The following is a 17,720-nucleotide window of genomic DNA, read 5'->3' on the forward strand; positions in this document are numbered from 1 at the left end:
GAGCTTTTCGTCTCAACCGAGGCGCGCATTCTACGCTTTCCTCAGAGCCTGTCAAGCGTTTATTTTGAAGTTTTTTGCGAAAAACTCGTTTAGCTTCAAGCACTTGACTCAACACAGTGGCTAGCTTTGCTTCGCTACCGCGTTGGAGTGGTGCGCATTATAGGGAGGCCATCGAGAAGGTCAACCTTTAATTTCAATGATTTGAAATATTTCTGGCAAAGCCATTTGAGGGCTACCACCCACCCCACCAATTGCGCACTATATTGCTCACCACCTCCCTCGCCAAAGGATTGCCGCACCTAAATGAACACCCAGCCCCGCAGCCTGGCCGCCACCCTCTTCCCGATCGGCCTACTGCTTATCGCCATGGCATCGATTCAGTCCGGCGCCTCTCTGGCCAAAAGCATGTTCCCCATCATCGGCGCACAAGGCACCACCACCCTGCGCCTGATCTTTGCCAGCATCATCATGCTGCTTATATTGCGCCCGTGGCGGGTACGCATGACCGCCAACACGTTGCGCAACGTGGTCATCTACGGCATGGCACTGGGCGGCATGAACTTCCTCTTCTATATGGCCCTGCAAACGGTACCCATCGGTATCGCCGTGGCCCTGGAATTCACCGGCCCGTTGGCCGTGGCGATCTTCTCCTCGCGCCGACCGATCGATTTCCTGTGGATTGCCCTCGCCATCGCTGGGCTGCTGCTGTTGCTGCCAGCAGGTCACAGCGGCCAGGCACTCGACCCAGTGGGCGCCGCCTATGCGCTGGGGGCGGGTGTGTGCTGGGCGCTGTACATCCTGTTCGGACAACGTGCAGGGGCCGAACACGGCATCCAGAGCGCAGCCCTGGGGGTGGTAGTCGCGGCCCTGTTCGTCGCCCCCATCGGTATCGCCCACGCCGGTAGCGCTCTGCTCACACCTGCCGTAATCCCCATGGCGTTGGCCGTTGCAATACTGTCCACCGCCCTGCCATACAGCCTGGAAATGGTTGCCCTCACGCGAATCCCGGCGCGCACGTTCGGCACCCTGATGAGCATCGAACCGGCATTTGGGGCATTGTCCGGCCTGCTTTTCCTCGGCGAGGTGCTGACGCTTACTCAATGGCTGGCGATTCTGGCAATCATTACCGCCTCGGTCGGCACCACCCTGTCCATGCGCAAGGCACCCAGCCCGGCCATCGCAGCAGACTGATATGAGAAATATTTTCATTTGAGAAAGGATTAGTGATTGTAGCAGCCCGCCTCGCTGATTAAGCTGTCACAGAATCATCATCTTTACGCTATCTACTGGGCCGAACACGGACGCTGGGGGAAGGTTCAGGAAGAACCGAAGCGACAACGACAGGGTCGTGACAACTGATTTGCCCTGCATTTAAGGACAGGAATGAAACAAATTTTTCTCATCCTGGCCATCTTGGCTATTGCTGGATGTGCCGCCACAGCCAAGACCGAGGTCAAAAGGGGCAAGAAGGGCCTGCATATCAATTGCTCCGGCCTTTCTTCCTCGTGGGACAATTGCTACAGCAAGGCCGCAAGTTCCTGCAGCACGCGTGGCTACCGGGTTGTTGCGCGCTCGGGCGATAGCGATGAAGAAGCCGGTGACTACTTGTTTGGCATCAACCCGGCGGGTTACACCAGCCGTAGCATGATTGTCATCTGTAAATAGAGTAAAGGGCAGCTCGTAAACTGCCCTTTTTCATCTGCGTTACAGCGGTGCAGTACGCACCTCCAACCAGGCTCGCGCATCCCCTTTGAGCAAGGGCGCCAGGCGCTCACGTACGCGGGCGTGATAGCCGTTCAGCCACTCCACCTCTTCCTTGGTCAGCAACTCGGGCAACAGACAGCGGGTGTCGATAGGGCACAGCGTCAAGGTCTCGAATTGCAGGAAGTCACCAAAGGCACTCCTCCCCGCTTCGCGGTTGACCACCAGGTTCTCGATGCGAACGCCCCACTGCCCCGGGCGGTACGTACCCGGCTCGATCGAGCTGATCATGCCCGCTTGCATGGCCGTCTGCGGTGCGGGTGCCGCCTGGTAGGCGATTACTTGAGGCCCCTCGTGCACGTTCATGAAGTAGCCCACCCCGTGGCCGGTACCATGGCCATAGTCGACCTGGTCAGCCCAGATCGGCGCCCGGGCAATGGCGTCGAGCATCGGCGACAGTACCCCTCGCGGGAACGTGGCACGCGACAGGGCAATCATGCCCTTGAGTACACGGGTGCAGTCCTGCTTCTGTGCCAGACTGGGGTTACCGACCGGCACCATGCGGGTGATGTCGGTAGTGCCGCCCAGGTATTGACCGCCCGAGTCGATCAGGAGCAAGCCATTACCCTCGATGAGCGCATGCGACTGCTCGGTGGCACGGTAGTGTGGCATCGCGCCATTGCCATTGAAGGCGGCAATGGTAGAAAAGCTCAGCGACACGAAATCAGGGCGTCGAGCACGCGCGGCACTCAATTGCTCGTCAACCGTCAGCTCCGTAATGGCCTCCCGGCCGAGGTTCGCCTCGAACCAGGCGAAAAACTCGCACAAGGCTGCGCCGTCCTGCTCCATGACCTGGCGAATATGCACCAGGTCGTCGTCACTTTTACAGGACTTGCTCAGCGTGGTGGGGTTGAGCCCCTCGACAACCACCACCTCTGCCGCCAGGTTGTCCAGCAGGCCGCAGGTGACCCGGGCCGGGTCCACCAGCAGCCGCGCCCCCGCAGGAACGGTGCCAAGCGCCTTGCCTGCTTCGCTGTAGTCGCGCACCTCGATGCCGTCGACCTCCAGCACATGACGCAGGTGCGCGCCCACCTTGTCCTGGCCCACGAACAGGATGGCCTGCTGCTGATTGATCAGGGCAAAGGCCAGGAAAACCGGATTGTAAGAGACATCGCTGCCGCGCAGGTTGAATAGCCAGGCAATGTCATCCAGGGTAGCGATGAAGTGCCAGTCGGCCCCCTTGGCCAGGATGCCCTGGCGCAATTGCGCGAGCTTATCCGCCCGGCTCACCGTGGCGTGGGGCGGCAGGTGCTGGTACACCGGGTTACCTGGCAGCGCCGGGCGCCCGTCCCAGACCTGACCCAGCAGGTCCATGTCAGTCACCAACTGCGCTCCACGCGCCTTCAGCCGCTCGGCCAGCTGGCGCGCCGAAGCCAGGGCCATGACCGCACCATCCACTGCCACGCGACCGTTGGGCTCGACGTTTTCGGCCAACCATTCCAACGCTCCGGGTTTACCCGGCAACAGTTTCATCAGTTCGATGCCGCTGCCCTCCAGCTCCTGAGCTGCCTGCTCCCAGTAGCGGCTATCGACCCACAGCCCGGCAAACCCAGGCGTCACCACCAGCGTGCCGACCGAGCCCTGGAACCCCGAAAGCCACTGGCGCCCCTGCCAGTAACCGGGCAGGTATTCGGAAAGATGGGGGTCGGCCGAAGGTACCAGCAAGGCATCGATGCCCGCTGCCGCCATGGCTTGGCGCACGTGCACCAGTCGCTGCGGCACGCTTTGCTCAAGGGTGGTCTGGACGTTCATGCGCTCTCCTGCGACTTCATAACGGTTGATCCAATAGGCCGATAATGGAACAGCCACCAAGGCGCTGCAATCGCGACGACCAAGATACGGCATGCATTGCCCACCACGCCCTGTGCCAATAGGACGCTTCCTACAACAGGACCAGGACCACCGATCAAGTTCCCCTGAACTTACCCAAGACACCGGCTTCACACACAGTACACTCATTGCACACAGGCAAATGACCATGCCCAGTGCCATCGAACCGAAAGCCGGCGTGGTGTTGCTTGACACCCGCGACCACACGCCGGAACACGAGCACGGCGTTCATCTCAAGCTTGCCGAAGGCCTGGCACGTTTGCTGGGCTGCCCACTTATACAGCCCATGCGGCCGCCAGATGCTGCCGATGCCTACTATTATCTGCCAACCGAGACCCTGATCGACCCCAGGCGATATGCCGCCTTGGGTATTTGCAGCGAACAGGACCTATTTGGCGGCATGGTGCCGCACCCCTACATGGCAACCAAGGCGATCTCTCACCCGTTACCCGCCGAGGCCAGCTTCCCGCCGGGCTGGACCGACGCCTTTGCCCGACAGGCCAGCGATGCCCTGCTGCGCGGCTACACCGTGTTCAGCAAAGCCGACGCTCGCACTGCCGCACAGTTGCTGCTGCTCGACGGCCCGCTGAGGGTCAAACCGGTACTGGCTTGCGCAGGACGTGGGCAACAGGTCATCACCACTGCAGACGCCCTGGAGCCTCTGCTGGCCGGTATGGATGACCAAACGTTGGCGCTGTGGGGCCTGGTGCTCGAAGAAGACCTGAGCCAGGTGCAAACCTTCAGCGTCGGCCAGGTGCGCGTCGCCGGCTTGACCAGCAGCTACTATGGCACCCAGCAACTGACACGTGACCATCAGGGCATCGAGGTCTACGGCGGTTCTGACCTGGTGGTGGTACGTGGCGACTATCAGGCGTTGCTACAGCTCCCACTGGAAGACCACCTGCGCCTTGCCATCAACCAGGCCATGGTTTACGAACAAGCCGCCGAGCAACACTTCCCGGGCTTTGTCGCCTCTCGTCGCAACTATGACATCGCCCGCGGCACCAGCCCTTCGGGCCATCTGTGCAGCGGGGTGCTCGAACAATCCTGGCGCCTGGGTGGTGCCAGCACTGCCGAACTGTTGGCCCTGCAGGCATTTGCCGATGACCCCGCATTGCAACGGGTGCGTGCCTCCACCCACGAAGTATTCGGCAACCCCGACCTGCCCACTGACGCCACCCTCTTTTACCAAGGAAACGACAGTGAACTCGGACAACTCAGTAAATTTGCGCGGATTCGCGAACATGGCCATTCAGAGTGAAACCGTTGAACTGCAGGTCGAGAATGACCGCATCGCCGGCACCTTGGTCAGCCCGGGCACCAAAATGCCGGGCATTCTCTTCGTACACGGCTGGGGCGGCAGCCAGCAACGTGACCTGGCCCGCGCCCGGCATATCACCGGATTGGGATGCGTGTGCATGACCTTCGACCTGCGCGGTCACGAAAAGACCGAAAGCCAACGCCTCACGGTCACCCGTGAACAAAACCTGCAGGACTTGCTGGTGGCTTACGATCGACTGGTCAGCCACCCGGCTGTCGACAGCAGCGCCATCGCCATTATCGGCAGCAGCTATGGCGGTTACCTGGCGACTCTGCTGACCCGCGAACGGCCGGTCAGATGGCTGGCCCTGCGGGTACCTGCCATGTACTGGGATGACGAATGGGGCACCCCGAAGCAAACCCTTGACCGTCAACGCCTGAATGCCTATCGCCAACGCCACCTGGGCCCGGCCGACAACCGCGCGCTGGCCGCGTGCGCCGAATTCGGCGGGGATGTGCTGCTGGTTGAGTCAGAGCAGGATGACTACGTGCCGCACAGTACCTTGATGAACTACCGCTCGGCGTTCGTCAACGCCCACTCGCTCACCCATCGCATCGTCGACGGCGCCGACCACGCACTGTCCAGCGAAGAGAGCCAGAAAGCGTACAGCTCGCTCCTGGCGGCATGGATCAGCGAAATGGTCATAGGTGCCCGCCTGGATCGCTACCCGCACTACGCACCTTGGTATGCCTGAGGACCGCCCACCTGGCAATGCAGGACGCCATCGTCGCCGCGCACCAGGCTGCGCAGGGCCTGGTAGGCGGCGAAGTTGACGCCGCGTGCCTGATGCTGGCCCAGCAGGTCAAGAAAGGATTCCTCGATGAAGTGCACGGCCGCCGCCGCCCAGGCCTGGCGTGACTGCCATTGCAAGTACTGCAACACCCGGCTGCCATCGTCGCTGGCCTGGATGCTCACACCCTGCAGCCCTTCGCAACGCGCAGCCAACGCTTCACTACGCGCCACCAGGGCCTGAGCCAACGCTTGCTGGCACATACTGGGCACTTCGTATTCGATCATCTGGGTAAACCACAAGGCATGAGGTGATGCCAACATCGACAGTCTCCTGGCTACGTACGCATGCAGCGCGATGCCGAGCAGGGTAAAACCTCAAGCAAAGTCAAGGTCAAGTGGTTTCTATAGCGCCTGGCCGGATACCGCAAACCGCCGCCGATATTCACTCGGGGTAAGGCCAGTGACACGCTGGAATACCTTGCGAAAGGCGCCCGGATCCTGATAGCCGACACCCCACGCGATCTGTTCGACGGTGCGCCGGGTAAACTCCAGCAAGCGGCATGCACGCCCCACCCTCACCTGCTGGCAATACTCGGTCGGGCGCAGCCCGGTAGCGGCACGAAAGCGCCGCAAGAAAGTGCGCGCCTCCAGCCCCGCGCAGGCAGCCATCGTGGCCAGGTCAGCATCCTGCCCGCCATTGCCCTGCAACCAGTGCTGCACCTTCAACACGGCCTCGTCGCCGTGGTCCAGGCGCGGGTTGAACACAGCGCCGGGCAGCGGCGCCGCGACCGGATCGACGGCCAGATAGCGAGCGGTCTCCTGAGCCACCGTCGCCCCCAAAAAGCGCTCCAGCAAGCGCAAGCCGAGGTCCGTCCAGGCCATCAACCCTGCCGAGGTCACGATGTCGCCGTCATCCAGCAACGGCTGCTGGGCCTCTACCCGCACCCTGGGGAAGCGCTGGGCAAGCGCATGCACATAATTCCAGTGCGTGCAGGCCGGGCGCCCATCGAGCAAACCGCTGGCGGCAATGAAAAATACACCGATGCATACCGACGCCAGCACCGTACCACGCCCGTGCAGCAGGCACAGCGGCGCGCGATGACGTTCGAGCAACTCGGCTTGCGGAGCTGACTCCAGGCTTGGCGGAATGATCAGGACGCGCAGGCCCGGCACGGTGACAGCTGAGTTATCCGGCGCAGGCAACAACTGCCCCGCCTCATCTGCCTGCCAGCAACTGACGCGAATGTGCGGCAGCTCGACGGCCCCCAGCTCGGCCGCAACCCGGTTGGCCACCAGGAACAGGTCGGCCAGGCCATGCACAGCGGCGCGCTGCACGCCGGGGTATAGCAGCAAGCCGATATCCAGGTTAGCGCCGGTGTCAGTTTTTGCCCGCATAGTGTCGTTCGCGCCAATCCTCAGGTGAGTGAACACAGCCTATAACTAACGTCTCTCGACGACTACTGCCACAGGAGGCAGCATGAGCAAGCAGGCACTGATCATCATCGACATCCAGAACGACTACTTCCCGGGCGGCAAGTGGCCCCTCGATGGCGCCGACCAGGCGGCCGACAACGCCGCCCGCCTGCTGGCAGCCGCACGCCAGCGCGGCGACCTGGTGGTCCATGTACGGCATGAGTTCGACACTGCCGATGCACCCTTCTTTGCCCCCGGCTCGCAGGGTGCGGCCATCCACGCCAAGGTCGAGCCATTGCCGAGCGAGCCGGTGGTGCTCAAGCACAAGGTCAACGCCTTCCTCGATACCGATCTAGAGCACACGCTGGACCGGCATGGCGTCGAGGCGCTGACCATCGTCGGCAGCATGAGCCACATGTGCATTGACGCCGCCACCCGGGCTGCAGCCGACCTGGGCTATCAAGTGACTGTGGCGCACGATGCCTGCGCAACCCTGCCCCTGGCGTTCGACGGCAAGCAGGTGCCGGCGGCTCATGTGCACGATTCGGCGATGGCGGCGTTGGCGTTTGCCTATGCCAATGTGGTGAAGACCGACGAGCTGCTGAAAAGCTGATCGGCTTGAGACCTTTGGGGCTGCACAGCAGCCCCAAAGCCTGCAGCCTCAAATCGCCACATTGCGCACAAACCGAACAGCCACCACGCCATCGTTACGGTAGGCATACCGGCAGTTGCTGGGGAACACATGGAACTGCCCCACCTGCAAGCGATGCTCGACCTCTTCGATGATCAGCGTCAGCTGCCCATCGACCACATAAATCTGCTCGCTCCAGCCTTCGGCATCGGCCTCACTGTGATAGCACTCCCCCGGTGCCAGGGTCCATTCCCAAAGTTCCACCTCGCGCCTTGCCGGGCTGGTGCCCAGCAACACCGCTCGGCTCTGCGGGTGTTCGCCAGCCCACGCCAGCTCTTCAATGCGCCCGGGGTCGCGCAGGTCTGGCGCCTGGATCAGGTTACTGAAAGCCACGCCCAAGGCTTCGGCAATCAGGTCCAATGTGGTCAGGCTGACATTCTTCTCGCCCGCCTCGATCGCGACCAGCATGCGCCGGCTGACCCCTGAACGCTCGGCCAGCGCCGCCTGACTCAAGCCGGCGGCGTTGCGCAGACTGCGCACATTGAGGCTGACATGTTGCAGCACCGATGCCCGGTGCGAAGAATCCTTGTGCACTATATTGCTCACTGGTCAAGATTGCGCAGTATACTGCCCACTTTTGCGGCGATTGTGCGCCGCCCTTTCCGAGTGTGCAAGACCATGAATCAGCCCAGCAGCAAGCCTACCCCTGCCGTCACCTTCCGCCTGAGCAAGGCCGAACTGGTGCTGGTATTCATCACCATGTTGTGGGGCGGCACTTTCCTGTTGGTGCATAACGTAATGACCGTCAGCGGCCCGATGTTCTTCGTCGGCCTGCGTTTTGCGGCAGCCGCGCTGTTCGTTGGTGTGGTCTCGGCGCGAGCGCTGCCCGGCCTGACCTTCACCGAACTGAAGGCCGGCATGCTGATCGGCGTGTCGATCATGCTCGGCTATGGCCTGCAGACCATGGGCCTGCAAACCATCAGCAGCAGCCAGTCAGCGTTCATCACTGCGCTGTACGTCCCGTTCGTGCCGCTGCTGCAGTGGCTGGTGCTGGGGCGGCGGCCTGGCCTGATGCCCAGCATGGGTATCTGCCTGGCATTCATCGGCCTGATGCTGCTGGCCGGGCCGGAAGGCGGCAGCCTGCGTTTCAGCGAGGGCGAACTGGTCACCCTGATCAGCGCCGTGGCCATCGCCGGTGAAATCATTCTGATCAGCCGCTACGCCGGTCAGGTCGATGTGCGCCGGGTTACGGTGGTACAACTTGCGACCGCATCGCTGCTGGCGTTTCTCATGATCGTGCCGACCCAGGAGCGCCTCCCCGACTTCTCCTGGCTGTTGCTTGCCAGCGCAGTGGGCCTGGGCGCAATGAGTGCGGTGATCCAAGTGGCAATGAACTGGGCACAGAAGTCGGTCTCGCCTACCCGCGCCACACTCATCTATGCCGGTGAACCGGTGTGGGCCGGCATCGTCGGGCGTCTGGCTGGCGAGCGCCTGCCTGGCGTGGCGCTACTCGGCGGCCTGCTGATCGTGGTTGCCGTGGTGGTCAGTGAACTCAAGGTGCGGCGCCCTCTCGAAACCGTCGAAACACGTGATGTGCAGAACCCTGGCGAAGGCCAGGCGGGGCTGTAAAACAGTCAACAGCGGCTATTCTTTGTAAAAAACTGTTATAAAAAAACCGCTTGTCACAGCCGGTTTGTAGGATTCTGCGACAGCTTGCGTGTTGGTGATAAACACCTCGGCACGTATGATTCTTTGCAAACTTCTCCAGAATAGGCCGCTATGTCCTTGATAGTGCTATTGCTTCTGCCGTTCGTGGGCAGTTGCCTGGCAGCTGTGCTGCCGCACAACGCACGTAACGCCGAGTCCATTCTTGCCGGGCTCGTAGCCCTGGTCGGCACCGTCCAGGTAGCACTTCTGTACCCTCAGATTGCCCATGGTGGCGTCATTCGCGAAGAGTTCCTGTGGTTACCCAGCCTGGGGCTGAACCTGGTGTTGCGCATGGACGGCTTTGCCTGGCTGTTCTCGTTGCTGGTACTGGGCATTGGCACGCTGGTATCGCTGTATGCGCGCTACTACATGTCACCGCAAGACCCGGTACCACGCTTCTTCGCGTTCTTCCTGGCCTTCATGGGCGCCATGCTCGGCCTGGTCATCTCCGGCAACCTGATCCAACTGGTGTTCTTCTGGGAACTGACCAGCCTGTTCTCCTTCCTGCTGATCGGCTACTGGCACCACCGCGCCGACGCCCGTCGCGGCGCCTACATGGCGCTGATGGTAACCGGTGCAGGCGGCTTGTGCCTGCTGGTAGGGGCCCTGCTGCTCGGCCATGTGGTCGGCAGCTATGACCTGGACAAGGTCCTGGCTGCCGGGCATACCATCCGCCAGCATGCGCTTTACCCGGTGCTGCTGCCCCTGATACTCATCGGCGCCCTGACCAAGAGCGCACAGTTTCCCTTCCAGTTCTGGCTGCCCCACGCCATGGCAGCGCCCACACCGGTGTCGGCCTATTTGCACTCGGCCACCATGGTCAAGGCCGGGGTGTTCCTGCTGGCACGCCTGTGGCCGGTACTCTCCGGTAGCGAGGAGTGGTTCTGGATCGTCGGCGGTGCCGGCGCCCTCACCCTGCTGCTCGGCGCTTTCGCCGCCATGTTCCAAAATGACCTCAAGGGCCTGCTGGCCTATTCGACCATCAGCCACCTGGGCCTGATTACCCTGCTGCTGGGCCTTAACAGCCCGCTGGCTGCCGTCGCCGCGGTATTCCACATTCTCAACCATGCCACCTTCAAGGCCTCGCTGTTCATGGCCGCCGGCATCATCGACCACGAGAGCGGCACCCGTGACATTCGCCGCCTCAGCGGCCTGATCCGCCTGGTGCCCTACACCGCGACCCTGGCCATGGTCGCCAGCGCCTCGATGGCCGGCGTGCCGCTGATGAACGGCTTCCTGTCGAAGGAAATGTTCTTCGCCGAAACGGTATTCATCAGCTCCACCGCCTGGGTCGAGGCCACGCTGCCGGTGATCGCCACCCTGGCCGGCACCTTCAGCGTGGCGTATGCCCTGCGCTTTACCGTCGATGTGTTCTTCGGGCCGACGGCCCAGGACCTGCCCCATACCCCGCACGAGCCGCCACGCTGGATGCGTGCTCCGGTGGAACTGCTGGTGCTCACGTGCCTGGTCGTGGGCATCTTCCCCACACAGTCGGTCGGCCCCCTGTTGGCCGCTGCGGCCCTGCCGGTGGTTGGCGGCACCCTGCCGGAATACAGCCTGGCCATCTGGCATGGCTGGAACGCGCCGATGATCATGAGCCTGGTCGCCATGAGCGGCGGCATCGTCCTGTACCTGTTGCTGCGCAAACAACTGCGCCTGGGTCGCTTCCCCTACCCGCCCGTGATCGAGCGCTTCAATGGCAAGCGGCTGTTCGAGCACGGCCAGGTTCACCTGATGTTGCTGGCGCGTCGCATCGAACGCCTGTTCACCACCCGGCGGCTGCAGTCGCAGCTGTTCATGCTGGTATTCGCCGCGTTCCTCGCGGGCCTCACGCCGATGCTCAATAGCGGCCTGAGCTGGGGTGATCGCCCGAAGATTCCGGGTTCCGGTGTATTCGTCGCCCTGTGGCTGATCGCCATTGCCTGCGCCATCGGCGCCGCCTACCAGGCCAAGTACCACCGCCTGGCGGCACTGATCATGGTCAGCGTCTGCGGCCTGATGACCTGCATCACCTTCGTCTGGTTCTCTGCGCCCGACCTGGCACTGACCCAGTTGGTGGTGGAAGTGGTCACCACCGTTCTGATCCTGCTCGGCCTGCGCTGGCTGCCACGGCGTATCGAAGGCGTGTCGCCGCTGCCGGGTAGCCTGGAGCGCGCGCGCATGCGCCGCCTGCGCGACTTGCTGCTGGCCGTGCTGGTGGGTGGCGGCATGGCCGTGCTGTCGTACGCCATGCTGACCCGACCCACGCCCAACGACATTTCCTCGTTCTATTTGAGCCGTGCGTTGCCTCAGGGCGGCGGCACCAATGTGGTCAATGTCATGCTGGTCGACTTCCGCGGCTTCGATACCCTCGGTGAAATCACCGTGTTGGTGGCTGTGGCACTGACGGTGTTCGCCCTGCTACGGCGCTTCCGTCCTCCAAAAGAGAGCATGCAGCTGCCGGCGCAACAACGCCAATTGGCGCCGGACGTAGTCACCGACCTGATCAACCCGCGGCATGCCACCGATACCGCGCTGGGCTTCATGATGGTACCGGCAGCGCTGGTGCGCCTGCTGCTGCCGATCGCCTTGCTGGTGTCGATGTACCTGTTCATGCGCGGGCACAACCAGCCCGGTGGCGGGTTTGTCGCTGGCTTGGTCATGTCGGTGGCGTTCATCCTCCAGTACATGGTGGCCGGCACCCAGTGGGTCGAGGCACAGATGAGCCTGCGGCCGCTGCGCTGGATGGGTACCGGGCTGCTGTGCGCGACCCTGACCGGCGTCGGCGCCATGCTGCTGGGTTACCCGTTCCTCACCACCCATACCGCCCACTTGCACCTGCCGTTGCTGGGTGATGTGCACGTGGCCAGCGCGCTGTTCTTCGATATTGGCGTATACACCGTCGTGGTCGGCTCGACCCTGCTGATCCTCACGGCCCTGGCGCACCAGTCGGTGCGCGCCTACCGCCCGGGCAACCCGGCAAAAACCAGCCAAGCAGGAGCCGCCTGATGGAAGAAGTGATTGCAGTCGCCATCGGCGTGCTGGCTGCCTCCGGAGTGTGGCTGATCCTGCGCCCGCGTACCTACCAGGTGATCATGGGCCTGTGCCTGCTTTCTTACGGGGTCAACCTGTTCATCTTCAGCATGGGCAGCCTGTTCATCGGCAAGGAGCCAATCATCAAGGATGGTGTTACCCAGGACCTGTTGCATTACACCGACCCGCTGCCACAGGCACTGGTGCTCACCGCCATCGTCATCAGTTTCGCCATGACCGCGCTGTTCCTGGTGGTGCTGCTGGCCTCGCGCGGCCTGACCGGTACCGACCACGTGGACGGCCGGGAGCGTGACGAATGAGTGATATCAGTCAACTGATTGTCGCCCCCATCCTGCTGCCGCTGATTACGGCGGCGATGATGTTGCTGCTGGGTGAAAAGCACAGGCACATCAAGGCCAGGCTGAACCTGCTGTCTACCTTCTCCGGCCTGTTGATCGCGGTCTGTCTGCTGCTGTGGGTGCGCACCCAGGGCCAGGCAGCGTCGATCGGCGTGTACCTGCCGGGCAACTGGCCAGCGCCGTTTGGCATCGTGCTGGTGGTGGACCACCTGTCCGCGCTCTTGCTGACCCTGACCGGGGTCATCGGTTTCAGCGCACTGCTATTTGCCCGTGCCCGCTGGGACGGTGCAGGGGCCAGCTTCCATGCGCTGTTCCAGATCCAGCTGATGGGGCTGTACGGCGCCTTCCTCACCGCCGACCTGTTCAACCTGTTCGTCTTCTTCGAAGTGCTGCTGGCCGCCTCCTATGGCCTGCTGCTACATGGTTCGGGGCGTGCGCGGGTGCGCGCCGGCCTGCACTACATCGCTATCAACCTGTTCGCCTCGTCGCTGTTCCTGATCGGCGCAGCGATGCTGTATGGCGTGACCGGCACCCTGAACATGGCGGACCTGGCGCTTAAGATTCCACTGGTACCGGAGGCCGACCGTGGCCTGCTGCATGCCGGCGCGGCAATCCTGGCCATGGCCTTCCTGGTCAAGGCCGGTATCTGGCCGCTGAACTTCTGGCTGGTGCCAGCTTACGCGTCTGCCAGCGCGCCGGTGGCTGCACTGTTCGCCATCATGACCAAAGTCGGCCTGTACGCCGTGCTGCGCCTGTGGACGTTACTGTTCTCCGGGCAGGCCGGGGCCTCGGCACATTTCGGCGGCGAATGGCTGGTTTACGGCGGCCTGGTTACCCTGGCGGTGGCAGCGGTATCAATCCTGGCGGCACAGCGCCTGGAGCGTATGGCGGCACTCAGTATCCTGGTCTCGGCCGGCACGCTGCTGGGTGCGGTGGGTTTTGCCCAGGCGGCTCTGACCGGCGCGGCGCTGTTCTATCTGGTCAACTCGACCCTTGCGCTGTGCGCACTGTTCCTGCTCGCCGAACTGGTCGAACGCTCGCGCTCGGCCAATGAAGCGCCGCTGGACGAAGAAGAAGACGCCATGCCGCCGCCACTGGAATCGCTGCACCCGCCCAAGGGCATCAACCTCGACGATGAACAGCAGGTGGTAATCGGCCAGATCATCCCGTGGACCATGGCCTTCCTCGGCCTCAGCTTCATCGCCTGTGCACTACTGATCATCGGCATGCCGCCGCTGTCGGGCTTTGTCGGCAAGCTCAACCTGATCAGTGCGCTGTTCAATCCACTGGGCCTCGGCGTACCGGCCGAGCAGCCCCTGAGTGCCGCCGGCTGGGGCCTGGTGGTGTTGCTGATCCTATCCGGCATGGCCTCGCTGATCGCCTTCGGCCGCGTCGGCATCCAGCGTTTCTGGAAGCCCGAAGAGCGTCCGTCCCCGGTCCTGCGGCGCTATGAATGCCTGCCCATTGTCATCCTGCTCGGCCTGTGCCTCATCCTCAGCCTCAAGGCCGAGCCGTTGCTGCGCTACACCCAGGACACTGCCGCCAGCCTGCAGGCCCCCGATGCCTATATCGACGCTGTGATGGCCGCCCGGCCGATTCCTGGCCCCACCTCGCGCGACGCACAGGTGCAGCCATGAACCGACTGTTCCCCGCCCCACTGCTATCGGTCTCGCTGTTCGGCCTGTGGCTGCTGCTGAACCTCTCGGTCAGCCCTGGCAACCTGCTGCTGGGCGCCGCACTTGGCATACTGGCGCCACTGTTGATGGCGCCCCTGCGCCCGCAGCATGCACACGTACGGCGCCCCCTGGCCATCGCCCGCCTGATTGGCCGGGTCGGTATCGATGTGATCAGCTCCAACCTGCTGGTGGCCCGTGGTGTGCTGCGGGCCGGCAAGCAGCCGCCACGCTCTGCGTTCGTTCACATACCATTGGCACTGCGTGACCCCCACGGGCTGGCAGCGCTGTCGATGATCACCACGGTGGTGCCTGGCACAGTCTGGTCCGAACTGGCACTGGACCGCAGTGTGCTGTTGCTGCATGTGTTTGAGCTGGACGATGAAGCGGCCTTCATACAGCACTTCAAGGACACTTACGAACGCCCGCTTATGGAGATTTTCCAATGACAGGCCTGCTCGCCAATGCCGTCCTCGCCAGCCTGTTCATCTTCGCCCTGGCCATGAGCCTGGCGCTGATCCGGCTGTTCCGTGGCCCGTCCGCCCAAGACCGCGTGCTGGCCCTGGACTACCTGTACATCCTGGCGATGCTCACCATGCTGGTGCTGGGCATCCGTTATGCCAGTGACACCTACTTCGAAGGTGCCCTGCTGATTGCACTGTTTGGTTTCGTCGGCTCGTTTGCCTTGGCCAAGTTTCTGCTGCGCGGTGAGGTGATCGAATGAGCGAAGCCCTGGTACTGCCCTTCTGGCTGGAGCTGGTCACCGCCGCGCTACTGCTCACCGGCAGCCTGTTCGCGCTGGTCGGTGCTATAGGCCTGGTACGCCTGAAGGACTACTTCCAGCGCATGCACCCGCCAGCGCTGGCCTCGACCCTTGGCGCCTGGTGCGTTGCGCTGGCCTCGATCATCTACTTTTCGTGGCTCAAGGGCACCCCTGTGCTACACGCGTGGCTGATTCCGATCCTGCTGTCGATCACCGTGCCGATAACCACGCTGTTGCTGGCGCGGGCGGCGCTGTTTCGCAAACGCATGTCGAAAGAGCCGGTGCCTGAAGAGGTCAGCAGCGGCCGAGACCGTGGCAATTGAAGGTTTGCCGTCTCAACCTTGGCTGAGGCGCTGCAACTCGCGCCGGACCATGGCGGCATATGGCGGCGGGCTGAGGCGATAGAGCTCAGCCGCCACCCAGCTCAACCAGGCGCCCTGCAGCTTTTCACGTCCGGCCAGCAAACGTTCTGCCTCAGCCACGGCATCTGCCTGGTGCTGCCGATGAAACTCGGCCCGCGAGGCTGGTGCGTCGTGACTGTCGGTCATTCACTGGCCTTGAAGGTGGTCAGTTCACCCTTGCGCCATTTGGCGACCTTGCCAGTCACTGCTTTAAGCAACTTGCCCAGGCCTTCCTGCACTTGCTGCTGCGCGGCGAATACCAGCATCACGCCATGGCCTTCACGAAACACGATGCCCTCGCCTTCCGGCACAGAAACGAAGGCGTAGTCGCCCACGCCATACACATTCAACTTGATGTCGCGAAAGCGCATTTCCAGCTTGCCACCTTCGCGGCTGGGCAAAACGGCAGCACGAAAGTGGTCGCCGACTTTCAGTTCTAGGCGCTGCTTGTCATCGACCACCAGTGCACTCTCGGTGTCGATTTCGGCCATGTACAGGCCTTCAGGACTCTGTTCGGTGACATAGATGAAGCGGCCCTGAAACAGTTGGGCCAATTTACCGCGCAAGTCGCCCAGGGCGAACAACGCATGCGTATCAAGTGTGCTGACTGCCAATGAAGTAATCCTCAACCGGTTACAACCCGCCCTCACCCCAAGCTCGGGGAGGCACGGCCATTTCTTATCGATAGGCAAAAAGAGTAATAAAGCGATATGCGAAATGTCTGTGCTCGCTGACGATGCAGCGTGCAGGAATCTTTACTCTGGTTTGCCAGACTCGCCCTCAACCGAAGGCGTTTGGCTCATTCCCGGCTTGGGAAGCGTGATGCCTGAAATCACTCGCCAGAAATCGCAACCAATGGCGTGAGCCTGCAAGAAGACAAGCCCTAGCATCCATGTGCGCATTACTGTAGGACAAATATGCCCGAAAACACCGAAACCCGTCGAGAGGCAATAAACATTTTCAGGCAGCCAGGCCTTTCTTCAGTTGCAGTTGCCAGGCAGCCTGACACTCAAGCGCTTCTTCGCGCGTGGCGAAGGCGGTGCCGCGGCGCTCGCCATTGACCAGCACGACCCAGCAAATGCGCTTGCCCAGCGCCTGCAAGGTGGCCGGCACACCCGACCCTATCATCACAGCCACATCGACTCGGCTATTCATCATTCCCTCCGGAATTTAATTAGCACCCTAACGATAAAGCTATGATACGCCCGACAGTGACGCGGAAACAGCGCATCCCGGTACATCAGTGTTTCGTAAGGCGTAACAAAAACGGTATCGACAAGAAACGCAAAAAGCCCCAGGAATTGCTTCGAGGGGCTTGCACCACGCGCGGGGTTATACCTGACGCTGGTGGCGGTCGAGCTGCTCGTGGCGCTCCTGGGCTTCGATGCAGTATTTGGTGGTCGGGCTGATCAGCAAGCGCTTCAGGCCGATGGGCTCACCACTGTCATCGCACCAGCCGAAGCTTTCGTCGGCAATACGGTCCAGGGCCATTTCCAGCTGTGGCAGCAGGCGCTGGTCGCGGTCGATGGCATTTACCAGCCAGCTACGTTCTTCTTCGACCGAAGCCACGTCGGCGGGGTCTGACGGGGTGTCCAGGCCTTCGATGGTGGTGCGGCTGAGTTCGATGCGTTCATGGGTTTCGACTTTCATCGCCTGCAGCAGCTCAGTAAAGAAGGCAAGCTGGTCGGCGTTCATGTAGTCATCGGCCGACATGGCCAGCAACTGTTCCTTGGTCATCGATTTCTCTATGAAAAAATGTGCATTTGGGCGATTCATGTGCCGTCGATGCCTATGCATCGCCAGCGGAATTCTTCAAGCGCCAACCGGCACTCTTTTACAGGGGGCGGCAGTCTAAGGCGCCACGCCGCGTGGAGCAACTGCAAATGGGTGCGAATTTGCTTCCACTGCTCACAATCCGCCGGTCGGCACCCCAGCTCAGCTGCTGGGCCAGCAGTAAACTGAGATTCTGGCAGTGCCCCTCCGCCTGCTGTTGCTGTTGCTGTTGCTGTTGCTGTTGCTGTTGCTGTTGCTGTTGCCGTTGATCTTGATCTTGATCTTGATCTTCGCGACTTCAGGAGGCCGAACGCAGGCCTTGCGGAGGCAGGTGACGGGCATGG

Annotated in this window: 21 protein-coding genes; 12 read left to right on the top strand and 9 right to left on the bottom strand. The window is 62.2% G+C overall.

What is annotated here, in order from left to right; translation table 11 throughout:
* Window positions 1–303 precede the first annotated feature (303 nt).
* On the top strand, window positions 304–1,191 hold the full coding sequence (gene rhtA, locus ACTJJN_RS26095) for a threonine/homoserine exporter RhtA (protein ID WP_012053090.1): 888 nt from the start codon (window positions 304–306) through the stop codon (window positions 1,189–1,191).
* Between the two features lie 192 nt (window positions 1,192–1,383).
* Entirely contained in the window at window positions 1,384–1,665 is a 282-nt protein-coding gene (locus ACTJJN_RS26100; RefSeq protein WP_012053092.1) for a hypothetical protein, read from the top strand.
* 39 nt (window positions 1,666–1,704) lie between these two features.
* Here the strand turns inward: ACTJJN_RS26100 and ACTJJN_RS26105 are convergent, their stop codons facing one another.
* Complete coding sequence (locus tag ACTJJN_RS26105; protein WP_440781743.1) at window positions 1,705–3,513, bottom strand: aminopeptidase P family protein; 1,809 nt, start codon at window positions 3,511–3,513, stop codon at window positions 1,705–1,707.
* A 220-nt stretch (window positions 3,514–3,733) separates the two neighbouring features.
* Here ACTJJN_RS26105 and ACTJJN_RS26110 point away from each other — a divergent pair, with 220 nt between their 5' ends.
* A complete protein-coding gene (locus tag ACTJJN_RS26110) occupies window positions 3,734–4,852 on the top strand; it encodes a DUF3182 family protein (RefSeq protein WP_440781744.1) in 1,119 nt (372 codons plus the stop codon).
* Window positions 4,836–5,606, top strand: a complete 771-nt coding sequence (locus ACTJJN_RS26115; RefSeq protein WP_012053095.1) for an alpha/beta hydrolase family protein — start codon at window positions 4,836–4,838, stop codon at window positions 5,604–5,606. The genes ACTJJN_RS26110 and ACTJJN_RS26115 overlap by 17 nt, the downstream gene beginning before the upstream one ends.
* Here the strand turns inward: ACTJJN_RS26115 and ACTJJN_RS26120 are convergent.
* Together ACTJJN_RS26120 and ACTJJN_RS26125 are read right to left on the bottom strand one after the other, a co-directional pair.
* Window positions 5,585–5,965 (bottom strand): antibiotic biosynthesis monooxygenase, encoded by a 381-nt coding sequence (locus tag ACTJJN_RS26120; RefSeq protein ID WP_014753863.1) that lies wholly within the window; start codon window positions 5,963–5,965, stop codon window positions 5,585–5,587. The genes ACTJJN_RS26115 and ACTJJN_RS26120 overlap by 22 nt on opposite strands.
* 81 nt (window positions 5,966–6,046) lie before the next feature.
* Window positions 6,047–7,039 (bottom strand): GlxA family transcriptional regulator, encoded by a 993-nt coding sequence (locus ACTJJN_RS26125; RefSeq protein ID WP_012053097.1) that lies wholly within the window; start codon window positions 7,037–7,039, stop codon window positions 6,047–6,049.
* A gap of 82 nt (window positions 7,040–7,121) precedes the next feature.
* Between ACTJJN_RS26125 and ACTJJN_RS26130 the strand changes: the two genes are divergently transcribed.
* Window positions 7,122–7,670: a cysteine hydrolase family protein gene (locus tag ACTJJN_RS26130; RefSeq protein WP_440781746.1), complete on the top strand. Its 549-nt coding sequence runs from the start codon at window positions 7,122–7,124 to the stop codon at window positions 7,668–7,670.
* A 48-nt stretch (window positions 7,671–7,718) separates the two neighbouring features.
* Here ACTJJN_RS26130 and ACTJJN_RS26135 read toward each other — a convergent pair whose 3' ends face one another.
* On the bottom strand, window positions 7,719–8,282 hold the full coding sequence (locus tag ACTJJN_RS26135; RefSeq protein ID WP_029611767.1) for a helix-turn-helix domain-containing protein: 564 nt from the start codon (window positions 8,280–8,282) through the stop codon (window positions 7,719–7,721).
* Window positions 8,283–8,366: 84 nt separating this feature from the next.
* Here ACTJJN_RS26135 and ACTJJN_RS26140 point away from each other — a divergent pair, with 84 nt between their 5' ends.
* From ACTJJN_RS26140 to ACTJJN_RS26170, 7 genes are all read left to right on the top strand, one after another.
* Window positions 8,367–9,317 (top strand): DMT family transporter, encoded by a 951-nt coding sequence (locus ACTJJN_RS26140; protein WP_017147785.1) that lies wholly within the window; start codon window positions 8,367–8,369, stop codon window positions 9,315–9,317.
* Between the two features lie 150 nt (window positions 9,318–9,467).
* Window positions 9,468–12,383 (top strand): monovalent cation/H+ antiporter subunit A, encoded by a 2,916-nt coding sequence (locus ACTJJN_RS26145; RefSeq protein WP_104887323.1) that lies wholly within the window; start codon window positions 9,468–9,470, stop codon window positions 12,381–12,383.
* Window positions 12,383–12,727: a Na+/H+ antiporter subunit C gene (locus tag ACTJJN_RS26150; protein WP_003250128.1), complete on the top strand. Its 345-nt coding sequence runs from the start codon at window positions 12,383–12,385 to the stop codon at window positions 12,725–12,727. Before ACTJJN_RS26145 ends, ACTJJN_RS26150 begins: the two co-directional genes overlap by 1 nt.
* Window positions 12,724–14,403, top strand: coding sequence for a monovalent cation/H+ antiporter subunit D (locus ACTJJN_RS26155; RefSeq protein ID WP_440781748.1), 1,680 nt, complete (start codon window positions 12,724–12,726; stop codon window positions 14,401–14,403). Before ACTJJN_RS26150 ends, ACTJJN_RS26155 begins: the two co-directional genes overlap by 4 nt.
* Complete coding sequence (locus tag ACTJJN_RS26160) at window positions 14,400–14,888, top strand: Na+/H+ antiporter subunit E (RefSeq protein WP_221101185.1); 489 nt, start codon at window positions 14,400–14,402, stop codon at window positions 14,886–14,888. The genes ACTJJN_RS26155 and ACTJJN_RS26160 overlap by 4 nt, the downstream gene beginning before the upstream one ends.
* A complete protein-coding gene (locus ACTJJN_RS26165; protein ID WP_010953203.1) occupies window positions 14,885–15,163 on the top strand; it encodes a K+/H+ antiporter subunit F in 279 nt (92 codons plus the stop codon). The genes ACTJJN_RS26160 and ACTJJN_RS26165 overlap by 4 nt, the downstream gene beginning before the upstream one ends.
* Complete coding sequence (locus tag ACTJJN_RS26170; protein WP_221101186.1) at window positions 15,160–15,525, top strand: Na+/H+ antiporter subunit G; 366 nt, start codon at window positions 15,160–15,162, stop codon at window positions 15,523–15,525. Before ACTJJN_RS26165 ends, ACTJJN_RS26170 begins: the two co-directional genes overlap by 4 nt.
* 12 nt (window positions 15,526–15,537) lie before the next feature.
* Here ACTJJN_RS26170 and ACTJJN_RS26175 read toward each other — a convergent pair whose 3' ends face one another.
* The 5 genes from ACTJJN_RS26175 to ACTJJN_RS26195 all read right to left on the bottom strand — a co-directional run bounded on the left by ACTJJN_RS26175 (window position 15,538) and on the right by ACTJJN_RS26195 (window position 17,718).
* Complete coding sequence (locus ACTJJN_RS26175; protein ID WP_012053103.1) at window positions 15,538–15,750, bottom strand: hypothetical protein; 213 nt, start codon at window positions 15,748–15,750, stop codon at window positions 15,538–15,540.
* Window positions 15,747–16,217 carry a hypothetical protein gene (locus ACTJJN_RS26180; protein WP_014591718.1) on the bottom strand — a complete coding sequence of 157 codons (471 nt, stop codon included), beginning with the start codon at window positions 16,215–16,217 and terminating at the stop codon, window positions 15,747–15,749. Before ACTJJN_RS26180 ends, ACTJJN_RS26175 begins: the two co-directional genes overlap by 4 nt.
* Before the next feature lie 346 nt (window positions 16,218–16,563).
* Window positions 16,564–16,758, bottom strand: a complete 195-nt coding sequence (locus ACTJJN_RS26185; RefSeq protein WP_003250100.1) for a hypothetical protein — start codon at window positions 16,756–16,758, stop codon at window positions 16,564–16,566.
* Between the two features lie 177 nt (window positions 16,759–16,935).
* Entirely contained in the window at window positions 16,936–17,340 is a 405-nt protein-coding gene (locus tag ACTJJN_RS26190; RefSeq protein ID WP_003250099.1) for a TraR/DksA family transcriptional regulator, read from the bottom strand.
* Window positions 17,341–17,538: 198 nt separating this feature from the next.
* A complete protein-coding gene (locus ACTJJN_RS26195; protein WP_440781750.1) occupies window positions 17,539–17,718 on the bottom strand; it encodes a hypothetical protein in 180 nt (59 codons plus the stop codon).
* Window positions 17,719–17,720 lie beyond the last annotated feature (2 nt).

Origin of the sequence: Pseudomonas sp. 22515 (genome assembly GCF_052044625.1) — a bacterium.
GTDB classification, from domain to species: domain Bacteria; phylum Pseudomonadota; class Gammaproteobacteria; order Pseudomonadales; family Pseudomonadaceae; genus Aquipseudomonas; species Aquipseudomonas alloputida.

Coding starts and splice junctions, on each gene's coding strand:
- rhtA (WP_012053090.1), top strand. CDS start 304: ATGAACACCCAGCCCCGCAGCCTGGCCGCCACCCTCTTCCCGATCGGC.
- ACTJJN_RS26100 (WP_012053092.1), top strand. CDS start 1,384: ATGAAACAAATTTTTCTCATCCTGGCCATCTTGGCTATTGCTGGATGT.
- ACTJJN_RS26105 (WP_440781743.1), bottom strand. CDS start 3,513: ATGAACGTCCAGACCACCCTTGAGCAAAGCGTGCCGCAGCGACTGGTG.
- ACTJJN_RS26110 (WP_440781744.1), top strand. CDS start 3,734: ATGACCATGCCCAGTGCCATCGAACCGAAAGCCGGCGTGGTGTTGCTT.
- ACTJJN_RS26115 (WP_012053095.1), top strand. CDS start 4,836: ATGGCCATTCAGAGTGAAACCGTTGAACTGCAGGTCGAGAATGACCGC.
- ACTJJN_RS26120 (WP_014753863.1), bottom strand. CDS start 5,965: ATGTTGGCATCACCTCATGCCTTGTGGTTTACCCAGATGATCGAATAC.
- ACTJJN_RS26125 (WP_012053097.1), bottom strand. CDS start 7,039: ATGCGGGCAAAAACTGACACCGGCGCTAACCTGGATATCGGCTTGCTG.
- ACTJJN_RS26130 (WP_440781746.1), top strand. CDS start 7,122: ATGAGCAAGCAGGCACTGATCATCATCGACATCCAGAACGACTACTTC.
- ACTJJN_RS26140 (WP_017147785.1), top strand. CDS start 8,367: ATGAATCAGCCCAGCAGCAAGCCTACCCCTGCCGTCACCTTCCGCCTG.
- ACTJJN_RS26145 (WP_104887323.1), top strand. CDS start 9,468: ATGTCCTTGATAGTGCTATTGCTTCTGCCGTTCGTGGGCAGTTGCCTG.
- ACTJJN_RS26150 (WP_003250128.1), top strand. CDS start 12,383: ATGGAAGAAGTGATTGCAGTCGCCATCGGCGTGCTGGCTGCCTCCGGA.
- ACTJJN_RS26155 (WP_440781748.1), top strand. CDS start 12,724: ATGAGTGATATCAGTCAACTGATTGTCGCCCCCATCCTGCTGCCGCTG.
- ACTJJN_RS26160 (WP_221101185.1), top strand. CDS start 14,400: ATGAACCGACTGTTCCCCGCCCCACTGCTATCGGTCTCGCTGTTCGGC.
- ACTJJN_RS26165 (WP_010953203.1), top strand. CDS start 14,885: ATGACAGGCCTGCTCGCCAATGCCGTCCTCGCCAGCCTGTTCATCTTC.
- ACTJJN_RS26170 (WP_221101186.1), top strand. CDS start 15,160: ATGAGCGAAGCCCTGGTACTGCCCTTCTGGCTGGAGCTGGTCACCGCC.
- ACTJJN_RS26175 (WP_012053103.1), bottom strand. CDS start 15,750: ATGACCGACAGTCACGACGCACCAGCCTCGCGGGCCGAGTTTCATCGG.
- ACTJJN_RS26185 (WP_003250100.1), bottom strand. CDS start 16,758: ATGAATAGCCGAGTCGATGTGGCTGTGATGATAGGGTCGGGTGTGCCG.
- ACTJJN_RS26190 (WP_003250099.1), bottom strand. CDS start 17,340: ATGACCAAGGAACAGTTGCTGGCCATGTCGGCCGATGACTACATGAAC.
- ACTJJN_RS26195 (WP_440781750.1), bottom strand. CDS start 17,718: ATGCCCGTCACCTGCCTCCGCAAGGCCTGCGTTCGGCCTCCTGAAGTC.